Origin of the sequence: uncultured Methylibium sp. (assembly GCF_902826655.1) — a bacterium.
Classification (GTDB): Bacteria; Pseudomonadota; Gammaproteobacteria; order Burkholderiales; family Burkholderiaceae_C; genus Methylibium.
Window position 1 is genome coordinate 1 of the sequence record NZ_CADEFR010000034.1, and the last position, 23398, is coordinate 23398.

Sequence of the window (23398 nt, forward strand, 5' to 3'; positions counted from 1 at the left end):
TCACGACCGACCTGCGCCTGAACGAGCCGCGCTACGTCACGCTGCCCAACATCATGAAGGCGAAGAAGAAGCCGCTCGAGGTGCTGAAGCCTGCGGATCTCGGAGTCGACGTCGCGCCGCGCATCAAGACCCTCAAGGTCAGCGAGCCACCGAAGCGCGGCGCCGGCGTAAAGGTGCCCGATGTCGCCACGCTGGTGGCCAAGCTCAAGAACGAAGCAAAGGTGATCTGACATGGCCGCACTCGTCATTGCCGAACACGACAACAACTCGATCAAGGGCGCCACGCTCAACACCGTGACCGCCGCGCTGGCCTGCGGCGGCGACGTGCACGTGCTGGTGGCCGGCCACGGCGCGGCTGCGGCCGCGCAGGCGGCCGCGCAGATCGCCGGTGTGGCCAAGGTGCTGCATGCCGATGCCCCGGGCTTCGAGCATGGTCTCGCCGAGAACGTCGCCTCGCAGGTCCTGGCGGTCGCGTCCGGCTACAGCCACCTGCTGTTCCCGGCCACGGCTTCGGGCAAGAACGTCGCGCCGCGGCTGGCCGCGTTGCTCGACGTGGCTCAGATCTCCGACGCCAGCAAGGTCCTCGGCGCCGACACCTTCGAGCGCCCGATCTACGCCGGCAACGCCATCGCCACCGTGCAGAGCCTGGACGCCACCAAGGTCATCACCGTGCGCACCACCGGCTTCGATCCGGCGGCCGCGAGCGGCGGCTCGGCGGCGGTCGAGAGCATCGCTCCGGTCGCCGATGCCGGCGCGTCGAAGTTCCTCGGCAACGAGATCGCCAAGAACGACCGGCCCGAGCTCACCGCGGCGAAGATCATCGTCTCCGGCGGTCGCGCACTCGGCAGCAGCGACAAGTTCGCCGAGGTCCTGACGCCGCTGGCCGACAAGCTGGGCGCTGCGCTGGGCGCGAGCCGGGCCGCGGTCGACGCGGGCTACGCGCCCAACGACTGGCAGGTCGGCCAGACCGGCAAGATCGTCGCGCCGCAGCTCTACATCGCGGCCGGCATCAGCGGCGCGATCCAGCACCTCGCCGGCATGAAGGACAGCAAGGTCATCGTCGCGATCAACAAGGACGCGGAAGCGCCGATCTTCAGCGTCGCCGACTACGGCCTCGAGGCCGATCTGTTCGAGGCGGTGCCGGAGCTGGTCAAGCAGCTCTGATCGCATCAGCGAACCGACTTCCCCAAGCGCCTCGACGTCACCGCGTCCAGGCGCTTTCTTTCGCGCAGAACAAGAGACAAGCAGGAGACCCACCATGAGCTACCAGGCCCCCGTGAAAGACATGCTGTTCTGCATGCAGGCGCTCGCCGGCCTCGACGAGGTCGCGACGCTGCCCGGCTTCGAGGACGCCGGTCTGGAGACCGCACAGGCGGTGCTCGAGGAGTGCGCCAAGTTCAACGAAGGCGTCGTGTCGCCGCTCAACTGGGCGGGTGACCAGCAGCCGTCGTCCTTCAAGGACGGCCGGGTCACGACCACGCCGGGCTTCAAGGAGGCCTTCCGCGCCTTCGCCGACGGCGGCTGGCAGGGGCTGCAGCACCCGGTGGACTTCGGCGGCCAGGGCTTGCCCAAGACCATCGGCGCGGCCTGCATCGAGATGATCAACAGTGCGAACCTCAGCTTCGCGCTGTGCCCGCTGCTGACCGACGGCGCGATCGAGGCGCTGCTGACGGCCGGCACGAACGAGCAGCAGCAGACCTGGATCCCGAAGATGATCTCCGGCGAGTGGACCGGCACGATGAACCTGACCGAGCCGCAGGCCGGCAGCGACCTCGCGCTGGTGCGCACGCGCGCCGAGCCGCAGGCCGACGGCAGCTACAAGATCTTCGGCACCAAGATCTTCATCACCTACGGCGAGCACGACATGGCCGACAACATCGTGCACATGGTGCTGGCGCGCGTGGCCGGTGCGCCCGAGGGCGTGAAGGGCATCTCGCTGTTCATCGTGCCGAAGTTCATGGTGAACGGCGACGGCAGCCTCGGCGCGCGCAACGACGTGCACTGCGTCAGCATCGAGCACAAGCTCGGCATCAAGGCCAGCCCGACCGCCGTCTTGCAATACGGCGACCACGGCGGAGCGGTCGGCTACCTCGTGGGCCAGGAAAACCGCGGCCTCGAGTACATGTTCATCATGATGAATGCCGCGCGCTACGCGGTCGGCGTGCAGGGCATCGCGGTCGCCGAGCGCGCCTACCAGCAGGCCGTGGCCTACGCGAAGGACCGCGTGCAGAGCCGCCCGGTCGATGGCTCCTTGCCCGGCAGCGCGGCGATCATCCACCACCCCGACGTGAAGCGCATGCTGATGACGATGCGCGCGCAGACCGAAGGCTGTCGCGCGATGGCGATCGTCGCCGCTGCGGCCTTCGACGCCGCGCACGCCCACCCGGACGCCGAGCAGCGCAGGCAGCACCAGGCCTTCTACGAGTTCATGGTGCCGCTGGTCAAGGGCTACAGCACCGAGATGAGCCTGGACGCCACCTCGCTGGGCGTGCAGGTGCATGGCGGCATGGGCTTCATCGAGGAGACCGGCGCCGCCCAGCACTACCGCGACGCCAAGATCCTGACCATCTACGAGGGCACGACCGCAATCCAGGCCAACGACCTGGTCGGCCGCAAGACCGCGCGCGACGGCGGCAGCACCGCCAAGGCGATCGCGAAGCAGATCGCGGCCACGGAGGCCCAGTTGTCCGATCGCCCGAGCGTCGCGGCCCGCGCGATGCTGAGGCGCCTGAAGGCCGCGCGCGAGGCCTTCGAGCAGGTCGTCGACTTCGTCGCCGGCCAGACCAAGGCCAGCCCCAACGCCGTGTTCGCCGGCTCGGTGCCCTATCTGATGCTGGCCGGCAACGTGATGGCCGGCTGGCAGATGGCGCGCGCGCTGATGGCCGCCGAGGATCGGGTCGCCGCCGGCGAGGATGCCGCCTTCATGAACGCGAAGATCACCACGGCGCGCTTCTACGCCGAACACATCCTGGCGCGCGTGCCCGGCCTGCGTGACAGCATTCTCGAGGGCGGCGAGTCCGTGACCGCCCTCGCCCTGGAGGCCTTCTGATGCCGCTGCCCCGTGTCCTGCAGAACCTGCCGCTGCCGATCATCGGCTCGCCGCTGTTCATCATCAGCAACCCCAAGCTGGTGATCGAGCAGTGCAAGGCCGGCGTCGTCGGCGCGATGCCCTCGCTCAACGCCCGACCGGCCGAGCAACTGGACGAGTGGCTGGCCGAGATCACCGAGACGCTCGCGGCCTACGACAAGGCCCATCCGGAGCGGCCGTCCGCGCCGTTCGCGATCAACCAGATCGTCCACAAGAGCAACGACCGGCTCGAGCACGACATGCAGGTCTGCGCCAAGTACAAGGTGCCGATCATCATCACCTCGCTCGGCGCGCGCACCGACGTCAACGATGCAGTGCATGCCTGGGGCGGCGTCGTGCTGCACGACATCATCAACAACGCCTTCGCGAAGAAGGCGATCGAGAAGGGCGCCGACGGCCTGATCGCCGTGGCCGCGGGCGCCGGCGGCCACGCGGGCGTGAAGAGTCCGTTCGCGTTGATCCAGGAGATCCGCGAATGGTTCGACGGACCCGTGGCGCTCAGCGGTGCGATCGCCCACGGCGGCGCCGTGCTGGCGGCGCAGGCGATGGGGGCCGACTTCGCGTACATCGGTTCGGCCTTCATCGCCACCGACGAGGCGCGCGCCGCCGATGCCTACAAGCAGGCCATCGTCGAGAGCAGCAGCGATGACATCGTGTACTCCAACCTCTTCACCGGCGTGCACGGCAACTACCTCAAGCCGTCGATCCGCAACGCCGGACTCGACCCGGACAACCTGCCCGAGAGCGATCCGAGCAAGATGAACTTCGGCGGCGACGGCGCCAAGAAGGCCTGGAAGGACATCTGGGGCTGCGGCCAGGGCATTGGCGCGGTCAAGCAGATCGTGCCGGCGCGCGAGCTGATCGAGCGGCTGCGCCGCGAATATCAGTCGGCCCGATCGCGCGTCGCGGCTTGAGTCGACCGACGCGCCGTCGCTAGCCGGGCGCTGCCGCTTCGACCTCGAGGTGGGCGTCGCAGCCGCTGCCGGCCGCGATCCAGCGGCTGGCGCGCCGCTGCAGCCAGCGGGCCCAGATCGCCGGCCCGCCCGGGCGCCGCGCACCGGTCAGCAGTCCGCAGCGATAGCGTCGCTGCGCGTCGCTCCACTCGAGCAGGCGGCAGGCGCCGCGTCGCCGCAGCGTCAGCAGCATGGCCGCCGGGCAGGGCTCGGCGAGGCAGCACACGCCGCAGCCGTTGCAGGCCGCACCCGGCGCCGGCTTGGCCGGCGCGTCGGGGCGAATGACGATGACGTGGCGCTGCATGCGCCCAGTGTCGGGCGCAATCACGCCCGACGATCGCCGGAAATGCTGGCGATCGTGCCGTCTCAGACCGCGAAGTCGTCGAGCTTGCGGCCGCTGGCCAGGGCCGCCTTGAGCCAGTTGGGCTGAAGGCCTCGACCGCTCCAGCTGTCGCCGGTGGCGGCATTGCGGTACTTGGCAGCGACCTTGCGGCCGGCCGTCGTGCCCTTGCTCTTCTTCGTGCCGGGGCGCCCGGTCGCCTTGTTGCCCAGTTCGGCCAGCGTCACGCCGTGTTCGGCCATCAAGGCCTTGATCTTGGCGACGGCGGCCGTGTGTTCACTGCGGCGCGCGGTCTCGATCTGCTGGGTCAGCGCGGCGGCCTGCTTCTCGAGCGCCGCCTTCTGTGCCATCAGGTCCTGGTAGCTGGCCATCCTGGGATCTCCTCCGGTTATCGATCGGGTGGTCGAAGTGCCGAAGAGATTCTAGGTCGCCCCGCCGAATATCCAGATGCGACAGCCCAAGAGAAAACCCGGCCGTGGCCGGGTTTCGTGCGAGCCCTGCAAATATTACTTGTAGCCGACGCGGTCCAGTATCTGCTGGACTGCCACCGAGTTGGCGCCGACCACCGAGATCGGAATCAACTCGGCCTTGAACGGTCCCATCGCGTCGAGCGCCGGATTGGCAAGCTTCACGCTCGGCACCGCAGGGTATTCGTTGTTGCCGTTCGCGAAATAGGCCTGGGCGGGATCGCTGGCCAGATACTCGAGGAACTTGACGGCGGCATCCCGGTTCTTCGCGTTCCTGGCGATGGCGCCGCCGGCGATGTTCACGTGGGTGCCCCAGCTGTTCTGGTTGGGGAACACGACGGCGACCTTTTCCACGACGGCACGGTCCTCGGGTTTGTCCGAGCGCAGCATGCGGGCGAGGTAATAGGTATTGGTCAGGCCGATGCCGCATTCGCCGCTGGCCACGGCCTTGATCTGGTCGGTGTCGCCACCCTTGGGTTCGCGCGCCATGTTGGCGACCACGCCCTTGAGCCAGGTTTCGGCGCCGGCCGCACCGAGGTGCTCGTACATCGCGCCGAACAGGGACAGGTTGTAAGGGTGCGAGCCGGAACGGGTGCAGACCTTGCCCTTGTTCTTCGGGTCGGCCAGTTCCTCGTAGGTGTCGACGTCCTCGCGCTTGACCGACATCTTGTTGTAGACGACGACCCGCGCGCGCGTCGAATAGCCGAACCACTGCGAGCCCGACCCGCTGTCCTTGCCGCGCAGCTTGGCGGGGATGCGCGCTTCCAGGGTGGCGGACTTCAAGGGCTGGAACAGCCCCTCGGCCTCGGCGCGCCACAGGCGCGCGGCGTCGACCAGCAGGATCACGTCGGCCGGGCTGGAAGCGCCTTCGCTGCGCAGGCGCGCCAGGATGCCGGCGTCGTCGGCATCGACGCGATTGATCCTGATGCCGGTCGCCTTGGTGAAGTCGGCGTACAGCGCCTCGTCGGTCTGGTAGTGGCGGGCCGAGTAGAGGTTGAGCACCTGCTCCTGGGCGAGGGCGCTGAAGCCGGCCAGCAGGCCGACGGCGGCCACGGTGGCGCGCCGGATCGAACGAAGGGAAAGCATGCGGACTCCTTGCATCGAAGACGCGCGGAGTATAGGCGGAACGAGAATGATTCTCGTCCGCTTTGCCGAGAACCAGCGCCAGACGGCCGGTCAAGGCCGTCGAGGGCCGGTGAGGTCGACCAGGAAGACGATGACGTACAGCCACGGCATCACCGCGGCGATCGCTGCGATCAGGAGTGCCGCGCGCCACGCCCACAGGGTCCAGGTCGACAGGAGGACGCGGTCGAGCCGGGACGCTACCTCGGCGTCGAAGCGGCGCCCGAGCCGGAAACGGGCCCAGAGTTCGGCGCCGGCCACGCCAACGCAAGCCGCGGCGAGTCCTGCCAAGGGGGCGGCGTGTTTGAGCATGTCCACCAAGCTCGCGATCAGCAGCACGCAGCACGGCACGAGCACGATCAAGGTCGTCGCCAGCGGCAGCAGCACGGCGCTCTGGTAGACCCTGGATGCCGCCGCCCTCACTGCCCTGGCTGCGCGGACGGCGTAGTCGACCGATGCCGCGCCACGCAAGCGGTTCCGCGCATAGGCTTCGACGGCCGCGGTCTTCCTCGGGTCGATCTGGCCGATCGACTCGTTCACGCCGGAACTCAGGAACGCGCCCAGCGCGGCGTCGAGCGCGGCCAGCGCTCTCGACGGCCAGCGCGGGGCGGTCTTCAGCGCCTGCTCGAGTCGCTCGAGATCGCCTTGCAGCAGCTTGCCGACGATGTTCTCGAAGTCGAACACCCGGCCCTGCACGCCGGCGCCGTGCACCACGAAGCGCTCGCCGGCAGCGACGACGTCGACCTGGATCACCGGCAGCGTGGCGCGAAACTCGCGCTCCACGCGCGCGGCGCCGAACGAGACTTCGCGCAAGCCGACCGGGGCCAGGTCGGAGAGCTGCTGCAGCTTGGCGACCGCCTGCAGGCCGCGGCGGACGCTGTCGGCCGTCTCCGGCAGTTCGAGGCGGAACTTCGATTCCACGGTGCAGCGCAGTCTGGCGAGCCGGTGGCGGTAGCCGGTCTTGCCGCAAGGGTCGCAGCCCGAGTCGCCGACCCCCATGCAGTAGTTGCACATCCCGTCGTCGCGACGGCCGCGTCCGCGGCACCAGTGGCATTCGATCTTGCCGGTGCCTGCGCACTTGTCGCAGCGCGTCTGTGATCCGTACGTGCCGGGTGGGCGGTAGCAGTGGAGCGCGAGGAGCGGCGAACCCGATGCCGAGGCCTGATCCTCGTGCCACGCCCGCAGGCGCTGCGGCAACTCCTCCTCGGCGGTCGCGAGGCAGTCCTCCATGTGGCTGCGCACCGCTTCGTCGCTGGATAGCGCCTTGGCGTCGGACGGGAGCTTGCCGTTGGCGGCCTCGAACTCCAGCCGGAACGCCACGTCATGCCGCTCATGCGCCACGACGGCGAGCGCCGCGGTCTGCGAACTCTCGATCCGGAACGACGAGCGATCGAACCGGGTCATCGGCTCGACCTTGGCCACGATCTGCCGGTGGACCGAATCGACCAGCATCTCGGTGGCGTTCATCGGTCCCTGCTCCGTCGTCGGCGCTTCCCCTGCGCTCAGGCCGCCGGCGGTACGTAGCCCGCCGGCTTCTCGGCGCCGTCGCCGAAGAAGTAGTTCTCCATCTGGCGGGCGAGGTACTGCCGCGCGCGGGCATCGGCCAGGTTGAGCCGGTTCTCGTTGACCAGCATGGTCTGGTGCTTCAGCCAGGCGGCCCAGGCCTCCTTGCTGACGTTGTCCCAGATGCGCTGGCCCAGCGGGCCCGGGTAGACCGGCCGGTCGAGGCCCTCGGCCTCCTTCTTCAGCATCACGCAGTTCACGGTACGGCTCATCGCTGTCTCTCCAGGATCGTCGGGATGAAGCTCAACCGAGCTTCTTGACCAGCACCTGCGAGCGCCGGTCCCAGTTGTACTTCCGCTTGCGCGCTTCGGGCAGCCAGTCGGCATCGACCTGCTGGAAGCCCCGCTTGATGAACCAGTGCATCGTGCGCGTCGTCAGCACGAAGATGCTGTCGAGCCCTTGCGCCTTGGCCCGCTGCTCGATGCGCTTGAGGATGCGTTCGCCGTCGCCCTGGCCCTGCACGTTCTGGCTCACCGTCAGCGCCGCCATCTCGCCGGTGCGCGCCTCGGGGTAGGGGTAGAGCGCGGCGCAACCGAAGATGACGCCGTCGTGCTCGATCACCGTGTAGTGGCCGATGTCGCGTTCGATCTCGGTGCGGTCGCGCTTGACCAGCGTGCCGTCGCGCTCGAAGGGCTCGATCAGCTGCAGGATGCCGCCGATGTCGTCGGCGGTGGCCTCGCGCAAGCTCTCGAGCTTTTCGTCGACGACCATCGTGCCGATGCCGTCGTGGGTGTAGACCTCGGTCAGCAGCGCGCCGTCCACCGCGAACGGCAGGATGTGCGAGCGCTCGACGCCACCCTCGCAGGCCTTGATGCAATGGCGCAGGTAGAACGCGGTATCCGTGGGCTGCGTCGGGCCCGGCAGGGCGGCGAGCAGGCGCTTCGCGTCCGCCAGCGCGAGCTCGGTGTCGATCGGGCTTTCGGGGTCGCCGGGGGTTTCGCGGATGCCCGGCACCTCGGTCAGGAACAGCAGCTTGTCGGCCTGCAGCGCGATCGCGGTGCTGGTCGCCACGTCTTCCATCGTCAGGTTGAAGGCCTCGCCGGTCGGCGAGAAGCCGAAGGGCGACAGCAGCACCACCGCGCCGATGTCGATCGCCTTGCGGATGGCCGCGGCGTCGACCTTGCGCACCAGGCCGCTCTGCATGAAGTCGACGCCGTCGACGATGCCCACCGGCCGCGCGGTCAGGAAATTGCCCGACACGACGCGCACCGTCGCATTGGCCATCGGCGTGTTCGGCAGGCCCTGCGAGAACGCGGCCTCGATCTCGAAGCGCAGCTGGCCGGCGGCCTCCTGGGCGCAATCCAGCGCCACCGCGTCGGTGATGCGCAGGCCGTGGCTGAATCGCTCGGGGTGGCCCTTGGCGCGCAGCTGTTCGCTCACCTGGGGCCGGAAGCCGTGCACCAGCACCAGCTTGATGCCCATCGCATGCAGGATCGCCATGTCCTGCACGAACTGGCTCAGCTTGCCGGCCGCGATCAGCTCGCCGGCGATCGCCACCACGAAGGTCTTGCCGCGGTAGGCGTGAATGTACGGCGCGACCGAGCGGAACCAGGGGACGAAGGTGTGGGGGAAGACGAAGTCCATGGGGGCTCGGCGATGCGGGAGAGATTGTGCCGCAGGGTCCGCCGGATAATGCGCGCCTCGTGAACGCGCCCCCTGCCGCGACCGCCGCGCGGCCGCTGCCTCCCATCACCTTCCCAGAATCGCTGCCGGTCTCGGCCCGGCGCGACGAGATCGCGCGGGCGGTGCAGGCACACCAGGTGGTCATCGTCTGCGGCGAGACCGGCTCGGGCAAGACCACCCAGCTGCCGAAGCTGATGCTGGCGCTCGGCCGCGGCAGGGCCAACGCCCGGCCCGGCGAGCGCGGGCGGCTGATCGGTCACACGCAGCCGCGCCGCATCGCCGCCAGCTCGGTCGCCAAGCGCATCGCGGAAGAGCTGAACACCCCGCTCGGCGAGGTGGTCGGCTACAAGGTCCGCTTCCAGGACCGGCTGACGCCGAGTGCCTCGGTCAAGCTGATGACCGACGGCATCCTGCTCGCCGAGACGCAGACCGACCCGCTGCTGAAGGCCTACGACACGATCATCGTCGACGAGGCGCACGAGCGCAGCCTGAACATCGACTTCCTGCTGGGCCACCTGAAGCAGATCCTGCCGCGGCGGCCGGACCTGAAGATCGTCGTGACCTCGGCGACGATCGATGCGGACCGCTTTGCGAAGCACTTCGAAGGCAAGCTCGGGCCGGCGCCGGTGATCCAGGTCAGCGGGCGCTTGTTCCCGGTCGAGCAGCGCTGGCGCGCGTTCGAGGAGTCGCGTGAGCATGACCTGAACGACGCCATCGCCGACGCCGTCGACGAACTCTGGCGCGAAGGCTCCGGCGACATCCTCGTCTTCCTGCCGGGCGAGCGCGAGATCCGCGAGGCCGCCGACCACCTGCGCAAGCACCTCCTCCAGCAACACCGCGGCGGTCCGCAGCCCGACATCCTGCCGCTGTTCGCGCGGCTGTCGCAGGAGGAGCAGGATCGTGTGTTCCAGACTGGCAACGGCCGCCGCATCGTGCTCGCGACCAATGTCGCCGAGACCTCGCTGACGGTGCCGGGCATCCGCTACGTCGTCGACGCCGGCACCGCGCGCGTCAAGCGCTACAGCTACCGCAACAAGGTCGAGCAGCTGCAGGTCGAGCCCGTCAGCCAGGCGGCCGCCAACCAGCGCGCCGGGCGCTGCGGCCGCGTCGCCGACGGCATCTGCATCCGGCTCTACGACGAGAAGGACTTCGCTGCTCGTCCGCGCTTCACCGACCCCGAGATCCTGCGCAGCTCGCTGGCCGGCGTGATCCTGCGCATGAAGGCGCTGGGCTTGGGCACGGTCGAGCAGTTCCCGTTTCTCGAGCCGCCGCCCAACAAGGCCATCGCCGACGGCTACGCGCTGCTGAACGAGCTGGGCGCGACCGACGACGACAACGAGCTCACGGCCATCGGCATCGAGCTGGCCAAGCTGCCGCTCGACCCGCGCGTCGGCCGCATGATCCTCGCGGCGCGCGACCGCCAGGCGCTCGCCGAGGTGCTGGTGATCGCCAGCGCCTTGAGCGTGCAGGACGTGCGCGACCGCCCGCTCGAGCAGCAGCAGGCCGCCGACCAGAAGCACAAGCTCTTCGACGACGAGAAGTCGGAGTTCATGGGCTATCTGAAGCTGTGGAAGTGGCTCGAGGAAGGCCGAGGCGTCCACGGCCACGCCGGCGCCAGGACCGATACGCCGCGCCTCAGCAACAGGCAGCAGGAACAACGCCTGCGCGATCACTTCGTCAGCCCGCGCCGCGTGCGCGAGTGGCGCGACATCCACTCGCAGCTGCACACCGTCGTCGCCGAGCATGGCTGGCGCCTGAACGGCAGCCCGGCCACCTACGAGCAGGTGCACCTGGCGATGCTGGCCGGCCTGCTGGGCAATGTCGGCTGCAAGAGCGACGACGAGGACTGGTACCTCGGCGCGCGCGGCATCAAGTTCTGGCGCCACCCGGGGGCGCACCTCAGCAAGAAGCCTGGCCGCTGGCTGATCGCCGCCGAGCTGGTCGAGACCACGCGGCTGTTCGGCCGTGCGCTGGCGGCGATCGAGCCTCAGTGGATCCCCGGCGTGGCCGGGCACCTGCTCAAGAAGCAGCTGCTCGAGCCGCACTGGGAGAAGAAGGCCGCCGAGGTCGTCGCGCTGGAGCGCGCCACGCTGTACGGCATCGTCGTCTACAACAACAGACGCGTGAACTTCGGCAACGTCGACCCGGCCGCAGCACGCGAGATCTTCATCCGCGAGGCGCTGGTGAACGGCGAGTGGGAGACGAAGCTGGCTTTCGTCGCTCACAACGCGAAGCTGATCGCACAGGTCGAGGAGCTGGAGCACAAGTCGCGTCGCCAGGACGTGCTGGTGGACGACGAACTGATCTACGCCTTCTACGACCAGCAGTTGCCGAAGGACGTGCACTCCGGCGCGAGTCTCGAGCGCTGGGTCCGCGACGAGATCAAGCGCCAGCCGAAGCTGCTGATGCTCAGCAAGGACGAGCTGATGCGCCACGAGGCCGCGGGCATCACGACCGCGGCCTTCCCGAAGACCATCCGCCTCGGCGGCATCGACTGTGCGGTGACCTACCTGCACGAGCCCGGCGATGCGAAGGACGGCCTCACCGTCACCGTGCCGATCTATGCGCTGAACCAGGTGAACGAGGAACGCTGCGAATGGCTGGTGCCCGGCCTCCTGCGCGACAAGGTGCTGGCCCTGGTGAAGAGCCTGCACCAGCGCCCGCGCTCGCGGCTGGTGCCGCTGCCCGATTACGCGGCCGAGTTCTGCGAGCTGACGCCGTTCGCGCAGGGCGCGCTGATGGACGCGCTGCTGAAGGCCGTGCGCGAGCGCACCCAGATCGCCGTGCAGCGCAACGACTTCAAGCTCGAGACGCTGCCGCCGCACCTGTTCATGAACTTTCGCGTCGTCGGCGACGATGGCCGCCAGCTCGGCATGGGCCGGCACCTGCCGACCTTGAAGGCCGAGCTCGGCGGCCAGGCGCGATCGGCCTTCCAGGCGCTGGCCGCGCTGAAGCTGGCGCCGGCCCCGGCCGCCCCCGAAGCGAAGCCCGGGCGCGTGCCCGGCGTTGCCGTCGCGGCGCCGACGATGCCGGCCCAGGGCTACACCGCCTGGACCTTCGGCGAGCTGCCCGAGCTGATGGAGATCCAGCGTGGCGCGCAGAGTCTGGTGGGCTTTCCGGCCCTGATCGACAAGGGCACGCAGGTCGAGATCGAGGTCTTCGACGAGCCCGCGGTCGCCGCCCTCAAACACCGCGCCGGCCTGCGGCGCCTGGTCGCGCTGCAGCTGAAGGAACCGCTGAAGTACCTGGAGAAGAACGTCCCCGACCTGACGCGCATGGCCGTGGCCTACATGGCGATGGGCGGATCGACCGAGGAACTGCGCCAGCAGATCGTCGACGTGGCGCTGGATCGCGCCTTCCTCGCCGAGCCGCTGCCGACCGACGCGGCGGCCTTCGCGAAGCGCCTCGACGAAGGCCGCGCACGCCTCAACCTGATCGCGCAGGAGGTGGCCCGCCAGGCCGCCGCCGTGCTGGCCGAACAAGCCATCGCTGCGCGCAAGCTCAAGGACAGCCGGCCTGCGAAAGAGGTGGCCGACGACGTGACGGCCCAGCTCGCGCGGCTCGTGCCGCGGCGCTTCCTGATCGACACGCCCTGGGCGGCGCTGCAGCACCTGCCGCGCTACCTGAAGGCCGTCACGCTGCGGCTGGACAAGTGGCGTGCCGACCCGGCCCGCGACGCTGCGCGCCTGACCGAACTGCGGCCGCTGGAGCAGCGCTTCCTGCGGCGCGTGGCCGACCTGAAGGGCGCCGGCGACACGCGCCTCGACGAGTTCCGCTGGCTGCTGGAGGAGTTGCGCGTCAGCCTGTTCGCCCAGGAACTGCGCACGCCGCAGCCGGTGAGCGTCAAGCGCCTGCAGAAAGCGTGGGAGCAGCTGGAGCGCTGACTACAATCGCGGCTCAGTCGGGGCGTAGCGCAGCCTGGTAGCGCATCTGCTTTGGGAGCAGGAGGTCGCGAGTTCGAATCCCGCCGCCCCGACCATCGATGGCGACGCCGTCCACGTGACGCGCGACCGCGCAATCGATCACTGCTCGAGCCGTATCGCCGCGCCATGCCGGTCCTTCCCGCGCCGGTCGACCGATGATCGAGCCAGTCCGCTTCCCCGCCATGTATCCACGTCCTGCCCTGCCGTCCTGGCATCGCCTTGCGTCAGCGATCGTGCTGGGGCTGGCGTTCGCCGGCGCAAGCTGGGCCGACTCGCGTCCGGCCTGCAAGCTCGACCCCTTCGCGATGCAGGCGCCGGCCGACCGCGAGCTGGTGCTGCACAAGTCCTGCGGCAAGGAGCATCTGGGCTGGCGGGTCGAGGCGCCGCGCCCTGCGCCCAACCACATCGGGCCCAGCCTGGTGCGGGCGCAGGTGGAGTCGGTGGCTTCGCGCTCGCTGCTGTCGGACGTGCTGGGCAGCGTCAAGTTCGGCTGGACCGGGCGCGGCGACGACCTGCGCCAGGGCGTGCGCACCGAGCGCGCGCTGCTGGCCGCCGGCGCGATGCTGCGCACCACCGAAGCCTGGTCGCTGCAGGTCGATGTCGGCCGCGAGATCACGCCGGCGGTGCAGCAACGCGCCACGCTGGTCGGGCAATGGCATCCGACGCGCATGGCACTGCTGTTCGCCGAGTGGACCGGGTCGGACCAGGGCGCGGAGTACCAGCGCGTCGGTGCGCGCTGGTGGGTCGTGTCGCGGCGGCTCGCGGTCGACCTGAGTGCACGCTACGACCCGCAAGGCTGGGACGGCCACTTCTTCGGCCTGACCCTGCATCTGCCCTGAGCCCGGGCCTACGGAAAGTCCCCAGGCCCCGCGTCGCGGGCGCGCCGCTAGACTGCGGCAGCCCCTGACCGATCGGTCAGTCATCGAACGACGCCGAAGGAGACTTCCCCGATGAAACGCACCCTGCTTGCCGCCCTCGTGCTGCTGGGCCTGTCCGCTGCCGCCCGCGCCGACATCAACGTCGGCGTCACGGTGTCGGCCACCGGGCCGGCGGCGTCGCTCGGCATTCCCGAGCGCAACACCTTCGCGCTGCTGCCGACCACGATCGCCGGCCAGAAGGTCAACTACATCGTGCTCGACGACGCGTCCGACACGACGGCCGCGGTGCGCAACGCGCGCAAGTTCGTCACCGAGGACAAGGTCGACGTCGTCATCGGCTCGACCATCACGCCCAACTCGCTGGCGATGATCGACGTGGTGGCCGAGAGCGAGACGCCGATGATCTCGATGGCGGCCAGCAAGGCCATCGTCGAGCCGGTCGAGGGCAAGCGCCGCTGGGTCTTCAAGACGCCGCAGAACGATGCGCAGATGTCGACCGCGATCGTCGAGCACATGATCGACAACAAGGTCCAGACGGTCGCCTACATCGGCTTCGCCGACGCCTACGGCGAAGGCTGGGCGCGCGAGTTCACCGGCATCGCCGAAGTGCGCAAGCTCAGGGTCGTGGCGAGCGAGCGCTTCGCCCGCAACGACATCGCCGTCACCGGCCAGATCCTCAAGATCATGGCGGCCAACCCCGACGCGGTGCTGATCGGCGGCTCGGGCACGCCGGCCGCGCTGCCGCAGAAGGCGCTCAAGGAGCGCGGCTACAAGGGCCAGATCTACCAGACCCACGGCGTGGCCAACGCCGACTTCCTGCGCGTCTGCGGCAAGGACTGCGAAGGCACCTTCCTGCCGGCCGGCCCGATGCTGGTCGCCGACCAGCTGCCGGCCGACAACCCGGTGAAGAAGTCCGCCACGGCCTACGTGCGCGCCTACGAGGCGGCGCACGGCAAGGGCAGCGCATCGACCTTCGGCGGTCATGCCTGGGATGCCTTCCGGCTGCTCGAGGCGGCGGTCCCGGCCGCGCTGAAGGCCGGCCAGCCCGGCAGCAAGGCCTTCCGCGCGAGCCTGCGCGATGCGCTGGAGAAGACTGCCAACCTGCCCGGTGCGCACGGCATCTTCAACATGAGCGCGACCGACCACCTCGGCCTGGACCAGCGCTCGCGCGTGATGGTCAAGATCGACAACGGCGCCTGGAAGTACGTCAAGTGATGGCGCGCCGGCCTTCGCTGCGGCGGTGCGCGGCGCTGGTCCTCGCCCTGCTGGCCGGCTCGGGGGCCTCGGCGCAGGAGACCGAGGCCGATCGCTGGAACCTCGCCGACCTCTACCCCAGCGCGGCGGCGTGGGACGCCGATGCCGGTACGCTGGACCGGCAGCTCGCCGACTTCGCGCGCTGCAAGGGGCAGCTCGGCACAGGCGCGTCGCGGCTGCGGCAGTGCCTGGACCTGCAGGCCGACATCGCCAAGCGCTACGGCCGGCTCTACGTCTACGCGTCCGAGCAGCTGGCCGGTGACACCGGCGTGGCCGCGAGCCTGGCGCTGGTGCAGAAGGCCGACGTGATCGGCGCGAAGATCGGCGAGGCCTTCGCCTTCGTCGGCCCCGAGGTGCTGCGCGTCGGCAAGACCCGGGTCGAGCGCTTCCTCAAGCAGGACCCGAAGCTGGCGATCCATCGCTACCCGCTCGACCGCATCCTGCGCGCCGCCCCGCACACGCTGGACGACGCCGGCGAGAAGCTGGTCGCGCAGTTCGCGCTGATGAATGGGGCGGGGCAGGGCTCGTACCAGATCCTCGCCAACGCCGACCTGCCGTGGCCGACGATCAGGCTGTCGACCGGCGAGTCGGTGCGGCTCGACGCCTCGGCCTACACGAAGTACCGCGCCGCGCCCGATGCCGACGACCGCAAGCGCGTGATGGACGCCTTCTTCGGCGCCTTCAAGGCCTACGAGCGCACGATGGGCGTGACCCTCTACAGCCAGCTGAAGGAGGACGCGGTCTACGCCAAGGTGCGCAGGTATCCCGACTCGCTGGCCCGCGCGCTCGACGTCGATCGCCTGCCGGTCGGCATCATGGAGGCGCTGATCGCCGAGAGCAACCGCAGCCTGCCGACGCTGCATCGCTACTTCCGCCTGCGCGCCAAGATGCTGGGCGTGGCGCCGATGCGCTACTCCGACATCTACCCGCCGCTGGTGAAGGGCGAGAAGCCGTTCTCGCTGGCCACGGCCAAGCAGCTGACGCTGGAGGCGAGCGTGCCGCTCGGCACGGCCTACGTCGAGGCGATGCGCAAGGGCTTCGACGGCCGGTGGATGGACGCCTACCCGCGGCCGAACAAGCAGTCCGGCGCGCACATGGCGGGCTACGCCTACGACGTTCATCCCTACGTGCTGATGAACTTCAACGGCGACTACGAGTCGGTGTCGACGCTGGCGCACGAGTGGGGCCACGCGATGCACAGCCACCTGGCCAACCGCAAGCAGCCCTTCGTCACCGCCGACTACGCGACCTTCATCGCCGAGATCGCCTCGACCGTCAACGAGGAGCTGCTGCTCGACCGCATGCTGGCCGCGGCCCAGGGCGACGACGAGCGCCTGCTCTACCTCGGCTCGGCGCTCGAGAACCTGCGCGGCACCTTCTTCCGCCAGGCCATGTTCGCCGAGTTCGAGCGCGCGATCCATGCGCGCGTCGACGCCGGCGAGCCGATGACCGGCGAGCAGTTCACCAGGACCTACTGCGACATCCTCAACCGCTACCACGGCACGGCGCAGGGCGTGATGTCGATCGAGCCGAGCTACTGCGTGGAGTGGGCCTACATCCCGCACTTCTACCGTGCCTTCTACGTGTATCAGTACGCCACGTCGATCTCGGCGGGCTCGCTGTTCGCGCGCCGCATCGCGGCCAGGGAGCCGGGCGCCGTGGAGCGCTACCTCGGCCTGCTGGAGGCCGGCGGCTCCGACTACCCGTACGAGCTGGTGAAGCGGGCCGGCGTCGACCTCGCCACGCCCGCGCCCTACCAGGCGCTGGTGGCGCGCATGAACTCGATCATGGACGAGATCGAGGGCATCCTGAAGCGGCGCGGCAAGTAGGCGCGCCGCGGCTCAGCCCGCGCCGGCCTTTGCGCGCCGTCGCGGCGCCGGCTTCAGCGCCCCGAGCCCGCCGCGGCAGGCGACCAGCACCGCATCGGCGAACTGCTCGTAGCTGAGCGGTCCGTGCGGGTCGAGCCAGGTGAAGGTCCAGTTGATCATGCCCATCAGCATCATCGTGGCGGCGGTCAGCTCGGTCCCGTCCAGACGCGGCGCGAGCGCCGCGTGGACCGCGGCCCGGAAGGCCTCGATCACCGCGCGCTGCTGGGCCTTGACCTCGCGGGCACGCGCCTCGGGCAGGTGGTCGACGTCCTGCAGCAGCAGCTTGTGCACGGCCTGCGAGGTCTGGTACTCCGCCAGGAACTCGCGCACCAGGGCGTCGAGGTGGGCGTCGGGCGGCAGGCGCCGCGCCCCGACGTTCTGGCACAGCGCCAGCAGGCGCTCGGTGTAGCCGTCGAACAGCGCGAAGAGGATCGCCTCCTTGCTGTCGAAGTAGTGGTACAGCAGCGACTTCGACACGCCGCAGCGTCCCGCCAGGTCGCTCATCGACGCCGCCGCATAGCCCAGTTCGGCGAAGGCCTCGGCCGCCTCGGCCAGGATCAGGTCGCGCTGCGAGGGCGGGGCGGCATCGTTCATCTCGGGTCGATTGTGCCGGCCGCTGCCGGCGCCGACAGCGGGAAATCGCCCTTGACCGACCGGTCGGTCAGGGCTATAAACGCGATCTGTGCAGTCCGGCCGTTCGCGCCGGCGAGGAGACCGCGATGTATGCCCAGCTGGTCGATACCGGCGTGAAGAGCGTGCGCACCGACGCCGACCTGTCGCCCGAGGAGCGGGCCTTCCAGGCGCGCATCGACGACGGCATCAAGATCGAGCCGCGCGACTGGATGCCCGATCCCTACCGCCGCACGCTGGTGCGCCAGATCGCCCAGCACGCGCACTCCGAGCTGGTCGGCATGCTGCCCGAGGGCAACTGGATCACCCGTGCGCCCAGCCTCAAGCGCAAGTGCGTGCTGCTGGCCAAGGTGCAGGACGAGGCGGGGCATGCGCAGTACCTCTACAGCGCGGTCGAGACGCTCGGCGCCTCGCGCGATGCCGTCTACGAGGACATGCTGGCCGGCCGCATGAAGTACTCGTCGATCTTCAACTACCCGACGCTGACCTGGGCCGACGTCGGCACCATCGGCTGGCTGGTCGACGGCGCGGCGATCATCAACCAGATCCCGCTGTGCCGCTGCTCCTACGGGCCGTATGCGCGCGCGATGGTGCGCGTGTGCAAGGAAGAGAGCTTCCATCAGCGCCAGGGTTTCGACGCGATCGCGACGCTGTGCGCCGGCACGCCCGAGCAGAAGGCGATGGCGCAGGATGCGCTGAACCGCTGGTGGTGGCCCGCGGTGATGATGTTCGGTCCGCCGGACGGCGAGTCGGTGCATTCGGCGCAGTCGGCGGCCTGGCGCATCAAGCTCTTCAGCAACGACGAGCTGCGCCAGAAGTTCATCGACCAGACCGTGCCGCAGGCCGAGCACCTGGGCCTCACCATCCCCGACCCGGATCTGAAGTTCAACCCCGCCAGCGGCCACTGGGACATCGGCGCGATCGACTGGAGCGAGTTCTACCGCGTCATCAAGGGCGACGGCCCCTGCAACCGCGACCGCCTGGCCACGCGCAACAAGGCCTGGGACGAGGGCGCCTGGGTGCGCGAAGCGGCGGTCGCCCATGCCGACAAGCGCCGAGCGCGCGAGGCCGCGCGCCGGCAGGCCGCCTGAGGAGACGACATGCGCGAATGGGATCTCTGGGAAGTCTTCGTGCGCAGCCAGCACGGCCTGTCGCACAAGCACGTGGGCAGCGTGCGCGCGGCCGATGCGGCGATGGCGCTCGAGAACGCACGCGACGTCTACACCCGCCGCAACGAGGGCGTGAGCCTGTGGGTCGTGCCGTCGAAGGCCATCACCGCCAGCGAGCCCGAGCAGCGCGCCCCGCTGTTCGAGCCGGCCGCCGACAAGGTCTATCGGCACCCGACCTTCTATCCGGTGCCGGAAGGCGTCGACAACCTATGACGGCGGCCGTCACGCGCGACGACGCGGTCGTCGAACTCGCCCTGCGCCTGGGCGACAGCGCACTGATCCTGTCGCAGCGCCTGGGCGCCTGGTGCGGCCACGGCCCGGCGCTGGAAGAGGACATCGCGCTGGCCAACACCGCGCTCGACCTGCTGGGTCAGGCGCGGATGTGGCTCACGCTGGCCGGCGAGGTCGACGGCCGCGGCCGCGACGAGGACGCACTGGCCTACCGGCGCGATGCGCCCGAGTTCCGCAACCTCCTGCTGACCGAGCAGCCCAACGGCGACTACGCGCAGACGATGACGCGGCAGTTCTTCTTCGACGCCTGGCACCGTCTGGTGCTGGACCGGCTCACACGCTCGCACGACGAGCGCGTCGCGGCCATCGCGGCCAAGGCGCTGAAGGAAGCCGACTACCACCTGCGCCGCAGCGCCGACTGGGTGATCCGCCTCGGCGACGGCACGGACGAGAGCCGCCGCCGCATGCAGCAGGCTGTCGAGACGCTGTGGGAGTACGTCGGCGAGCTGTTCACGATGGACGCGGTCGACGAACTGCTGGCGCGCGGCATCGGCTGCGACTACGCGGCGCTGCGCGGCGACTGGGACGCACAGGTCGACGCGGTGCTGGCCGACGCGACGCTCGTGCGCCCGGCACGCGACTGGGCCCAGGTCGGCAGCAAGCGCGGCGTGCACACCGAGCAGCTGAGCCGCATCCTGGCCGAGATGCAGGCTGTGCATCGCGCCCATCCGGGAGCGCGCTGGTGACGGCCCTTGTCGCCACGGAGCGCCCGTCGCTCGCGCAGCTGTGGGCCTGGCTCGGCGAGGTACCCGACCCGGAGATCCCGGTCATCTCCGTCGTCGAGCTGGGCATCGTGCGCGACCTGGCCTGGGCCGGCGAGGCGCTGCGGGTGACGGTCACGCCGACCTACAGCGGCTGCCCGGCGACCGAGGTGATCGAGGCTGACATCGTGGCGGCGCTGCAGGCGCGCGGGGTCGCCGATGTGAAGGTCGCGCTGCAGCTCGCGCCTGCCTGGACCACCGACTGGCTGGCCGAACCGGCGCGCGAGAAGCTGCGTGCCTGGGGCATCGCGCCGCCGCTGCCGCGCACCGGGCCGTCGGGCGGCAAGGTGATCGAGATCGTCGGCCTGCAGGTCGCGGCGCCCGCCGTGCCTTGCCCGCGCTGCGGTTCCGTCCACACCCGGCTGACCAGCGCCTTCGGTTCCACGCCCTGCAAGTCGCTGCACGTCTGCAACGACTGCCTCGAGCCCTTCGACCACTTCAAATGCCATTGAGCGAAGCGGCGCCATGAACCACTTCCACCCGCTGCGCATCGCCCGCCTGGAACACGACACGCGCGAGGCCGTCGTGCTGCAGTTCGACGTGCCCCCCGAGCTGGGCGCGGCTTTCCGCTACGAGCCCGGCCAGCACCTGACGCTCAAGCACCGCGTCGACGGCGAGGAGCTGCGGCGCTCGTATTCGATCTGCAGCGCGCAGCAGGAAGGCGCCCTGCGCGTGGCGATCAAGCGCGTGCCGGGCGGCGCCTTCTCCGAGTGGGCGCACCGCTCGCTGAAGGCCGGCGAGACGATCGAGGTGCTGCCGCCCGAGGGCCGCTTCTTCCGCGGCCTGCCGGCGCAAGGTGCCAGCCACCAGCTCGCCTTCGCCGCCGGCAGCGGCATCACGCCCATCCTGTCCATCGTCAAGACGACGCTGCAGTCCGACCCCCAGGCGCGCTTCACGCTGGTCTACGGCAACCGGGCCTCGTCGACGGTGATGTTCCGCGAGGAACTGGCGGCGCTGAAGGACCGCTACCTGGAGCGCTTCAATCTGGTCCACGTGCTGAGCCGCGAGCACCAGGACGTCGAGCTCTTCAACGGCCGCATCGACGGCGCGAAGGTCCGGGCCCTGCTGGCGCACTGGCTGTCCATCGACGACGTCGACCAGGCCTACATCTGCGGGCCGGAGGCGATGATGCTCGAGGTGCGCGAGGCGCTGCAGGCCTGCGGCCTGGCCCGCGAGCGCATCCACGTCGAGCTGTTCGGCACCGCCGCGCCGGTCGTGCACCGCAAGCGCAGCGTCGCTCCGACGGACGCCGGCTGCGAGGTGACGCTGGTGATGGACGGTGCGCGGCGTCTCTTCACGATGCCGCGCGACGGCAGCGTCTCGGTGCTCGACGCCGCGCTTGCGGCCGGCCTGGACGTGCGCCACTCCTGCAAGGGCGGCGTCTGCGCCACCTGCCGCTGCAAGCTGGTGGACGGCGAGGTCGACATGGACGCCAACTACGCGCTCGAGGACTACGAGATCGCGCGCGGCTTTCGCCTCAGCTGCCAGAGCTTCCCGGCCAGCGACAAGCTGCTCGTCGATTTCGACACCGATCACTGATCACCGATCACGGATCACGACCCACATGCCCTGCTACGCCATCGACGGCCTCGTGCCGGTCGTCCACCCCAGCGCCTTCGTCCACCCGAGCGCCGAGCTGATCGGCGACGTGTGGGTGGGCGAGGGCGTCTACGTCGGGCCCTGCGCCTCGCTGCGCGGCGACTTCGGGCGCCTGGTGCTGGAGGCCGGCAGCAACCTCCAGGACCACTGCACGATGCACGGCTTCCCCGGCGCCGACACGGTGGTGGGCGAGGACGGCCACATCGGCCACGGCGCGGTGCTGCACGGCTGCCGCATCGGCCGCAATGCGCTGGTCGGCATGAACGCGGTGGTGATGGACAACGCGGTGGTCGGCGAGCACGCCTTCGTCGCCGCGATGTGCTTCGTGCGCGCCGGCTTCGAGGTGCCGGCGCGGCATCTGATCGCCGGCATCCCGGGCAAGCTGGTGCGCGAGCTGAGCGAGGCCGAGCTGGCCTGGAAGATCGAGGGCACGCAGACCTATCAGCGGCTGACACTGCGCTGCCGCGAGACGCTGCGCGAGGTCGTGCCGCTGGCGAGCGACGACCCCCGGCGTCCGCGCATCGCCAGCGAGGATCTCGCACCGCTGCATCAACGCAAGAACGGCTAGCCGGAGATCGCGATGACCTACGAGAACATCCGCTACGAGGAGCTGGACGGCATCGCCCGGCTCACGCTGAACCGGCCCGACAAGCTCAACAGCTTCAACGTCGCGATGCACCTGGAAGTGCGCGAGGCGATCGCCGCCGCCGCGCGGCCCGCGATCCGCGTGCTGGTGCTGACCGGCGCCGGCAAGGGCTTCTGCGCCGGGCAGGACCTGAGCGACCGCCAGACGGCGCCGGGCGCCGCGCCGCCGGACCTCGGTGAAACGATCGGCACCTACTACGCGCCGCTGGTGCGCAGCCTGCACGCGCTGGACAAGCCGGTGATCGCGGCCGTCAACGGCGTGGCCGCAGGTGCCGGCTGCAACCTGGCGTTGGCCTGCGACCTGGTGATCGCCACCCGCTCGGCCAGCTTCATCCAGCCCTTCTGCAAGCTCGGCCTGGTGCCCGACGCCGGCGGGACCTGGATGCTGCCGCGGCTGGTCGGCCACGCGCGCGCGGCCGGCCTGGCGATGCTGGGCGACAAGCTCAGCGCCCAGGAGGCGGCCGACTGGGGTCTGATCTGGAAGTGCGTCGACGATGCCGGCTTCGCGGCCGAGGTCGACGCGCTGGCCGCCCGGCTGGCGACCGCGCCGACGCGCGGCCTGGCGCGCACCAAGCAGGCGCTGCGGGCGAGCTGGGATCACACGCTGGACCAGCAGCTCGATCTGGAGCGCGACCTGCAGCAGGAGCTGGGTCGCAGCGCCGACTACGCCGAGGGCGTCGCCGCCTTCATGAACAAGCGCACGCCGCGCTTCACCGGACAGTGACCGCATGAGCATCGATCCCCGCAGCTTGGACCCGCGCGCCTTCGGTGCCGTGGAGACGGTCGTCGACGACGACAAGGCCCAGACCCTGGCCGAGGATTGCGCCCGCGCGATGTGGAAGGGCGATGCCGCCTCGCAGGCCCTGGGCATGCGCATCGACGAGGTCGGCCCCGGCCGCGCGGTGCTGGTGATGACGGTGCGGCCCGACATGCTCAACGGCCACCAGACCTGCCACGGCGGCTTCATCTTCGCGCTGGCCGACAGCGCCTTCGCCTTCGCCTGCAACAGCTACGACCGCGCGACCGTGGCGGCCGGCTGCAGCATCGAGTACCTGGCGCCGGCGCGCGCCGGCGAGCTGCTGCGCGCCGAGGCGGTCGAGCGTTCGCGCAGCGGCCGCACCGGCGTCTACGACATCACCGTGAGCGGCGAGGACGGGCGCAGCGTCGCGCTGTTCCGCGGCAAGAGCCACGAGATCAAGGGCCCCGTGATCGGCGCCTGAAGGA

General features: G+C 69.9%; 22 protein-coding genes, 1 tRNA gene and 1 pseudogene. 17 read left to right on the plus strand and 7 right to left on the minus strand.

Annotation, left to right across the window (positions count from 1 at the left end; genetic code table 11):
- The 4 genes and pseudogenes from QZV97_RS13720 to QZV97_RS13735 all read left to right on the plus strand — a co-directional run.
- Positions 1–230, plus strand: a pseudogene (locus QZV97_RS13720) (electron transfer flavoprotein subunit beta/FixA family protein); the annotation flags it as partial.
- A 1-nt stretch (position 231) separates the two neighbouring features.
- Complete coding sequence (locus tag QZV97_RS13725) at positions 232–1164, plus strand: FAD-binding protein (protein ID WP_295643046.1); 933 nt, start codon at positions 232–234, stop codon at positions 1162–1164.
- Between the two features lie 94 nt (positions 1165–1258).
- Positions 1259–3049, plus strand: a complete 1791-nt coding sequence (locus QZV97_RS13730; protein ID WP_295643049.1) for an acyl-CoA dehydrogenase — start codon at positions 1259–1261, stop codon at positions 3047–3049.
- Positions 3049–4002, plus strand: coding sequence for a nitronate monooxygenase family protein (locus QZV97_RS13735; protein ID WP_295643052.1), 954 nt, complete (start codon positions 3049–3051; stop codon positions 4000–4002). The genes QZV97_RS13730 and QZV97_RS13735 overlap by 1 nt, the downstream gene beginning before the upstream one ends.
- Before the next feature lie 19 nt (positions 4003–4021).
- Here QZV97_RS13735 and QZV97_RS13740 read toward each other — a convergent pair whose 3' ends face one another.
- The 6 genes from QZV97_RS13740 to argA all read right to left on the minus strand — a co-directional run bounded on the left by QZV97_RS13740 (position 4022) and on the right by argA (position 9117).
- Entirely contained in the window at positions 4022–4345 is a 324-nt protein-coding gene (locus QZV97_RS13740) for a hypothetical protein (protein ID WP_295643056.1), read from the minus strand.
- 62 nt (positions 4346–4407) lie between these two features.
- Positions 4408–4752: an H-NS histone family protein gene (locus QZV97_RS13745; RefSeq protein WP_295643058.1), complete on the minus strand. Its 345-nt coding sequence runs from the start codon at positions 4750–4752 to the stop codon at positions 4408–4410.
- Positions 4753–4887: 135 nt separating this feature from the next.
- Positions 4888–5934: a Fe(3+) ABC transporter substrate-binding protein gene (locus QZV97_RS13750; protein ID WP_295643061.1), complete on the minus strand. Its 1047-nt coding sequence runs from the start codon at positions 5932–5934 to the stop codon at positions 4888–4890.
- A 90-nt stretch (positions 5935–6024) separates the two neighbouring features.
- Positions 6025–7437 (minus strand): zinc finger-like domain-containing protein, encoded by a 1413-nt coding sequence (locus QZV97_RS13755; protein ID WP_295643064.1) that lies wholly within the window; start codon positions 7435–7437, stop codon positions 6025–6027.
- Positions 7438–7472: 35 nt separating this feature from the next.
- Complete coding sequence (locus QZV97_RS13760; protein ID WP_295643067.1) at positions 7473–7745, minus strand: oxidative damage protection protein; 273 nt, start codon at positions 7743–7745, stop codon at positions 7473–7475.
- A gap of 31 nt (positions 7746–7776) precedes the next feature.
- Entirely contained in the window at positions 7777–9117 is a 1341-nt protein-coding gene (argA, locus tag QZV97_RS13765) for an amino-acid N-acetyltransferase (RefSeq protein WP_295643070.1), read from the minus strand.
- Positions 9118–9176: 59 nt separating this feature from the next.
- On the opposite strand from argA, the gene hrpA reads away from it, so the two are divergent.
- From hrpA to pepF, 5 genes are all read left to right on the plus strand, one after another.
- On the plus strand, positions 9177–13040 hold the full coding sequence (gene hrpA / locus QZV97_RS13770; protein ID WP_295643073.1) for an ATP-dependent RNA helicase HrpA: 3864 nt from the start codon (positions 9177–9179) through the stop codon (positions 13038–13040).
- A gap of 18 nt (positions 13041–13058) precedes the next feature.
- A tRNA-Pro gene (locus QZV97_RS13775) sits at positions 13059–13135 on the plus strand.
- A gap of 126 nt (positions 13136–13261) precedes the next feature.
- Entirely contained in the window at positions 13262–13918 is a 657-nt protein-coding gene (locus QZV97_RS13780) for a hypothetical protein (RefSeq protein ID WP_295643076.1), read from the plus strand.
- 111 nt (positions 13919–14029) lie between these two features.
- Positions 14030–15172, plus strand: coding sequence for an ABC transporter substrate-binding protein (locus QZV97_RS13785; protein WP_295643079.1), 1143 nt, complete (start codon positions 14030–14032; stop codon positions 15170–15172).
- The gene (pepF, locus tag QZV97_RS13790; protein ID WP_295643081.1) at positions 15172–17040 is read left to right on the plus strand and encodes an oligoendopeptidase F; all 1869 of its coding nucleotides are present in this window, start codon (positions 15172–15174) and stop codon (positions 17038–17040) included. Before QZV97_RS13785 ends, pepF begins: the two co-directional genes overlap by 1 nt.
- Positions 17041–17052: 12 nt before the next feature.
- Here the strand turns inward: pepF and QZV97_RS13795 are convergent, their stop codons facing one another.
- A complete protein-coding gene (locus QZV97_RS13795; protein WP_295643084.1) occupies positions 17053–17673 on the minus strand; it encodes a TetR/AcrR family transcriptional regulator in 621 nt (206 codons plus the stop codon).
- Between the two features lie 125 nt (positions 17674–17798).
- Between QZV97_RS13795 and paaA the strand changes: the two genes are divergently transcribed.
- From paaA to paaI, 8 genes are read left to right on the plus strand one after another with little or no spacing between them, the layout of a single operon-like run.
- Positions 17799–18800: a 1,2-phenylacetyl-CoA epoxidase subunit PaaA gene (gene paaA, locus QZV97_RS13800; RefSeq protein ID WP_295643087.1), complete on the plus strand. Its 1002-nt coding sequence runs from the start codon at positions 17799–17801 to the stop codon at positions 18798–18800.
- Positions 18801–18809: 9 nt separating this feature from the next.
- The gene (gene paaB / locus QZV97_RS13805; protein ID WP_295643090.1) at positions 18810–19091 is read left to right on the plus strand and encodes a 1,2-phenylacetyl-CoA epoxidase subunit PaaB; all 282 of its coding nucleotides are present in this window, start codon (positions 18810–18812) and stop codon (positions 19089–19091) included.
- Positions 19088–19855, plus strand: coding sequence for a 1,2-phenylacetyl-CoA epoxidase subunit PaaC (gene paaC, locus QZV97_RS13810; protein WP_295643093.1), 768 nt, complete (start codon positions 19088–19090; stop codon positions 19853–19855). The genes paaB and paaC overlap by 4 nt, the downstream gene beginning before the upstream one ends.
- Positions 19852–20382 carry a 1,2-phenylacetyl-CoA epoxidase subunit PaaD gene (paaD, locus tag QZV97_RS13815; protein WP_295643096.1) on the plus strand — a complete coding sequence of 177 codons (531 nt, stop codon included), beginning with the start codon at positions 19852–19854 and terminating at the stop codon, positions 20380–20382. The genes paaC and paaD overlap by 4 nt, the downstream gene beginning before the upstream one ends.
- A gap of 13 nt (positions 20383–20395) precedes the next feature.
- Positions 20396–21469, plus strand: a complete 1074-nt coding sequence (paaE, locus tag QZV97_RS13820; protein WP_295643099.1) for a 1,2-phenylacetyl-CoA epoxidase subunit PaaE — start codon at positions 20396–20398, stop codon at positions 21467–21469.
- A 25-nt stretch (positions 21470–21494) separates the two neighbouring features.
- Positions 21495–22097: a phenylacetic acid degradation protein PaaY gene (locus QZV97_RS13825; protein WP_295643102.1), complete on the plus strand. Its 603-nt coding sequence runs from the start codon at positions 21495–21497 to the stop codon at positions 22095–22097.
- Positions 22098–22109: 12 nt separating this feature from the next.
- A complete protein-coding gene (gene paaG, locus QZV97_RS13830) occupies positions 22110–22898 on the plus strand; it encodes a 2-(1,2-epoxy-1,2-dihydrophenyl)acetyl-CoA isomerase PaaG (protein ID WP_295643106.1) in 789 nt (262 codons plus the stop codon).
- A 4-nt stretch (positions 22899–22902) separates the two neighbouring features.
- On the plus strand, positions 22903–23394 hold the full coding sequence (gene paaI / locus QZV97_RS13835) for a hydroxyphenylacetyl-CoA thioesterase PaaI (protein ID WP_295643109.1): 492 nt from the start codon (positions 22903–22905) through the stop codon (positions 23392–23394).
- Positions 23395–23398 lie beyond the last annotated feature (4 nt).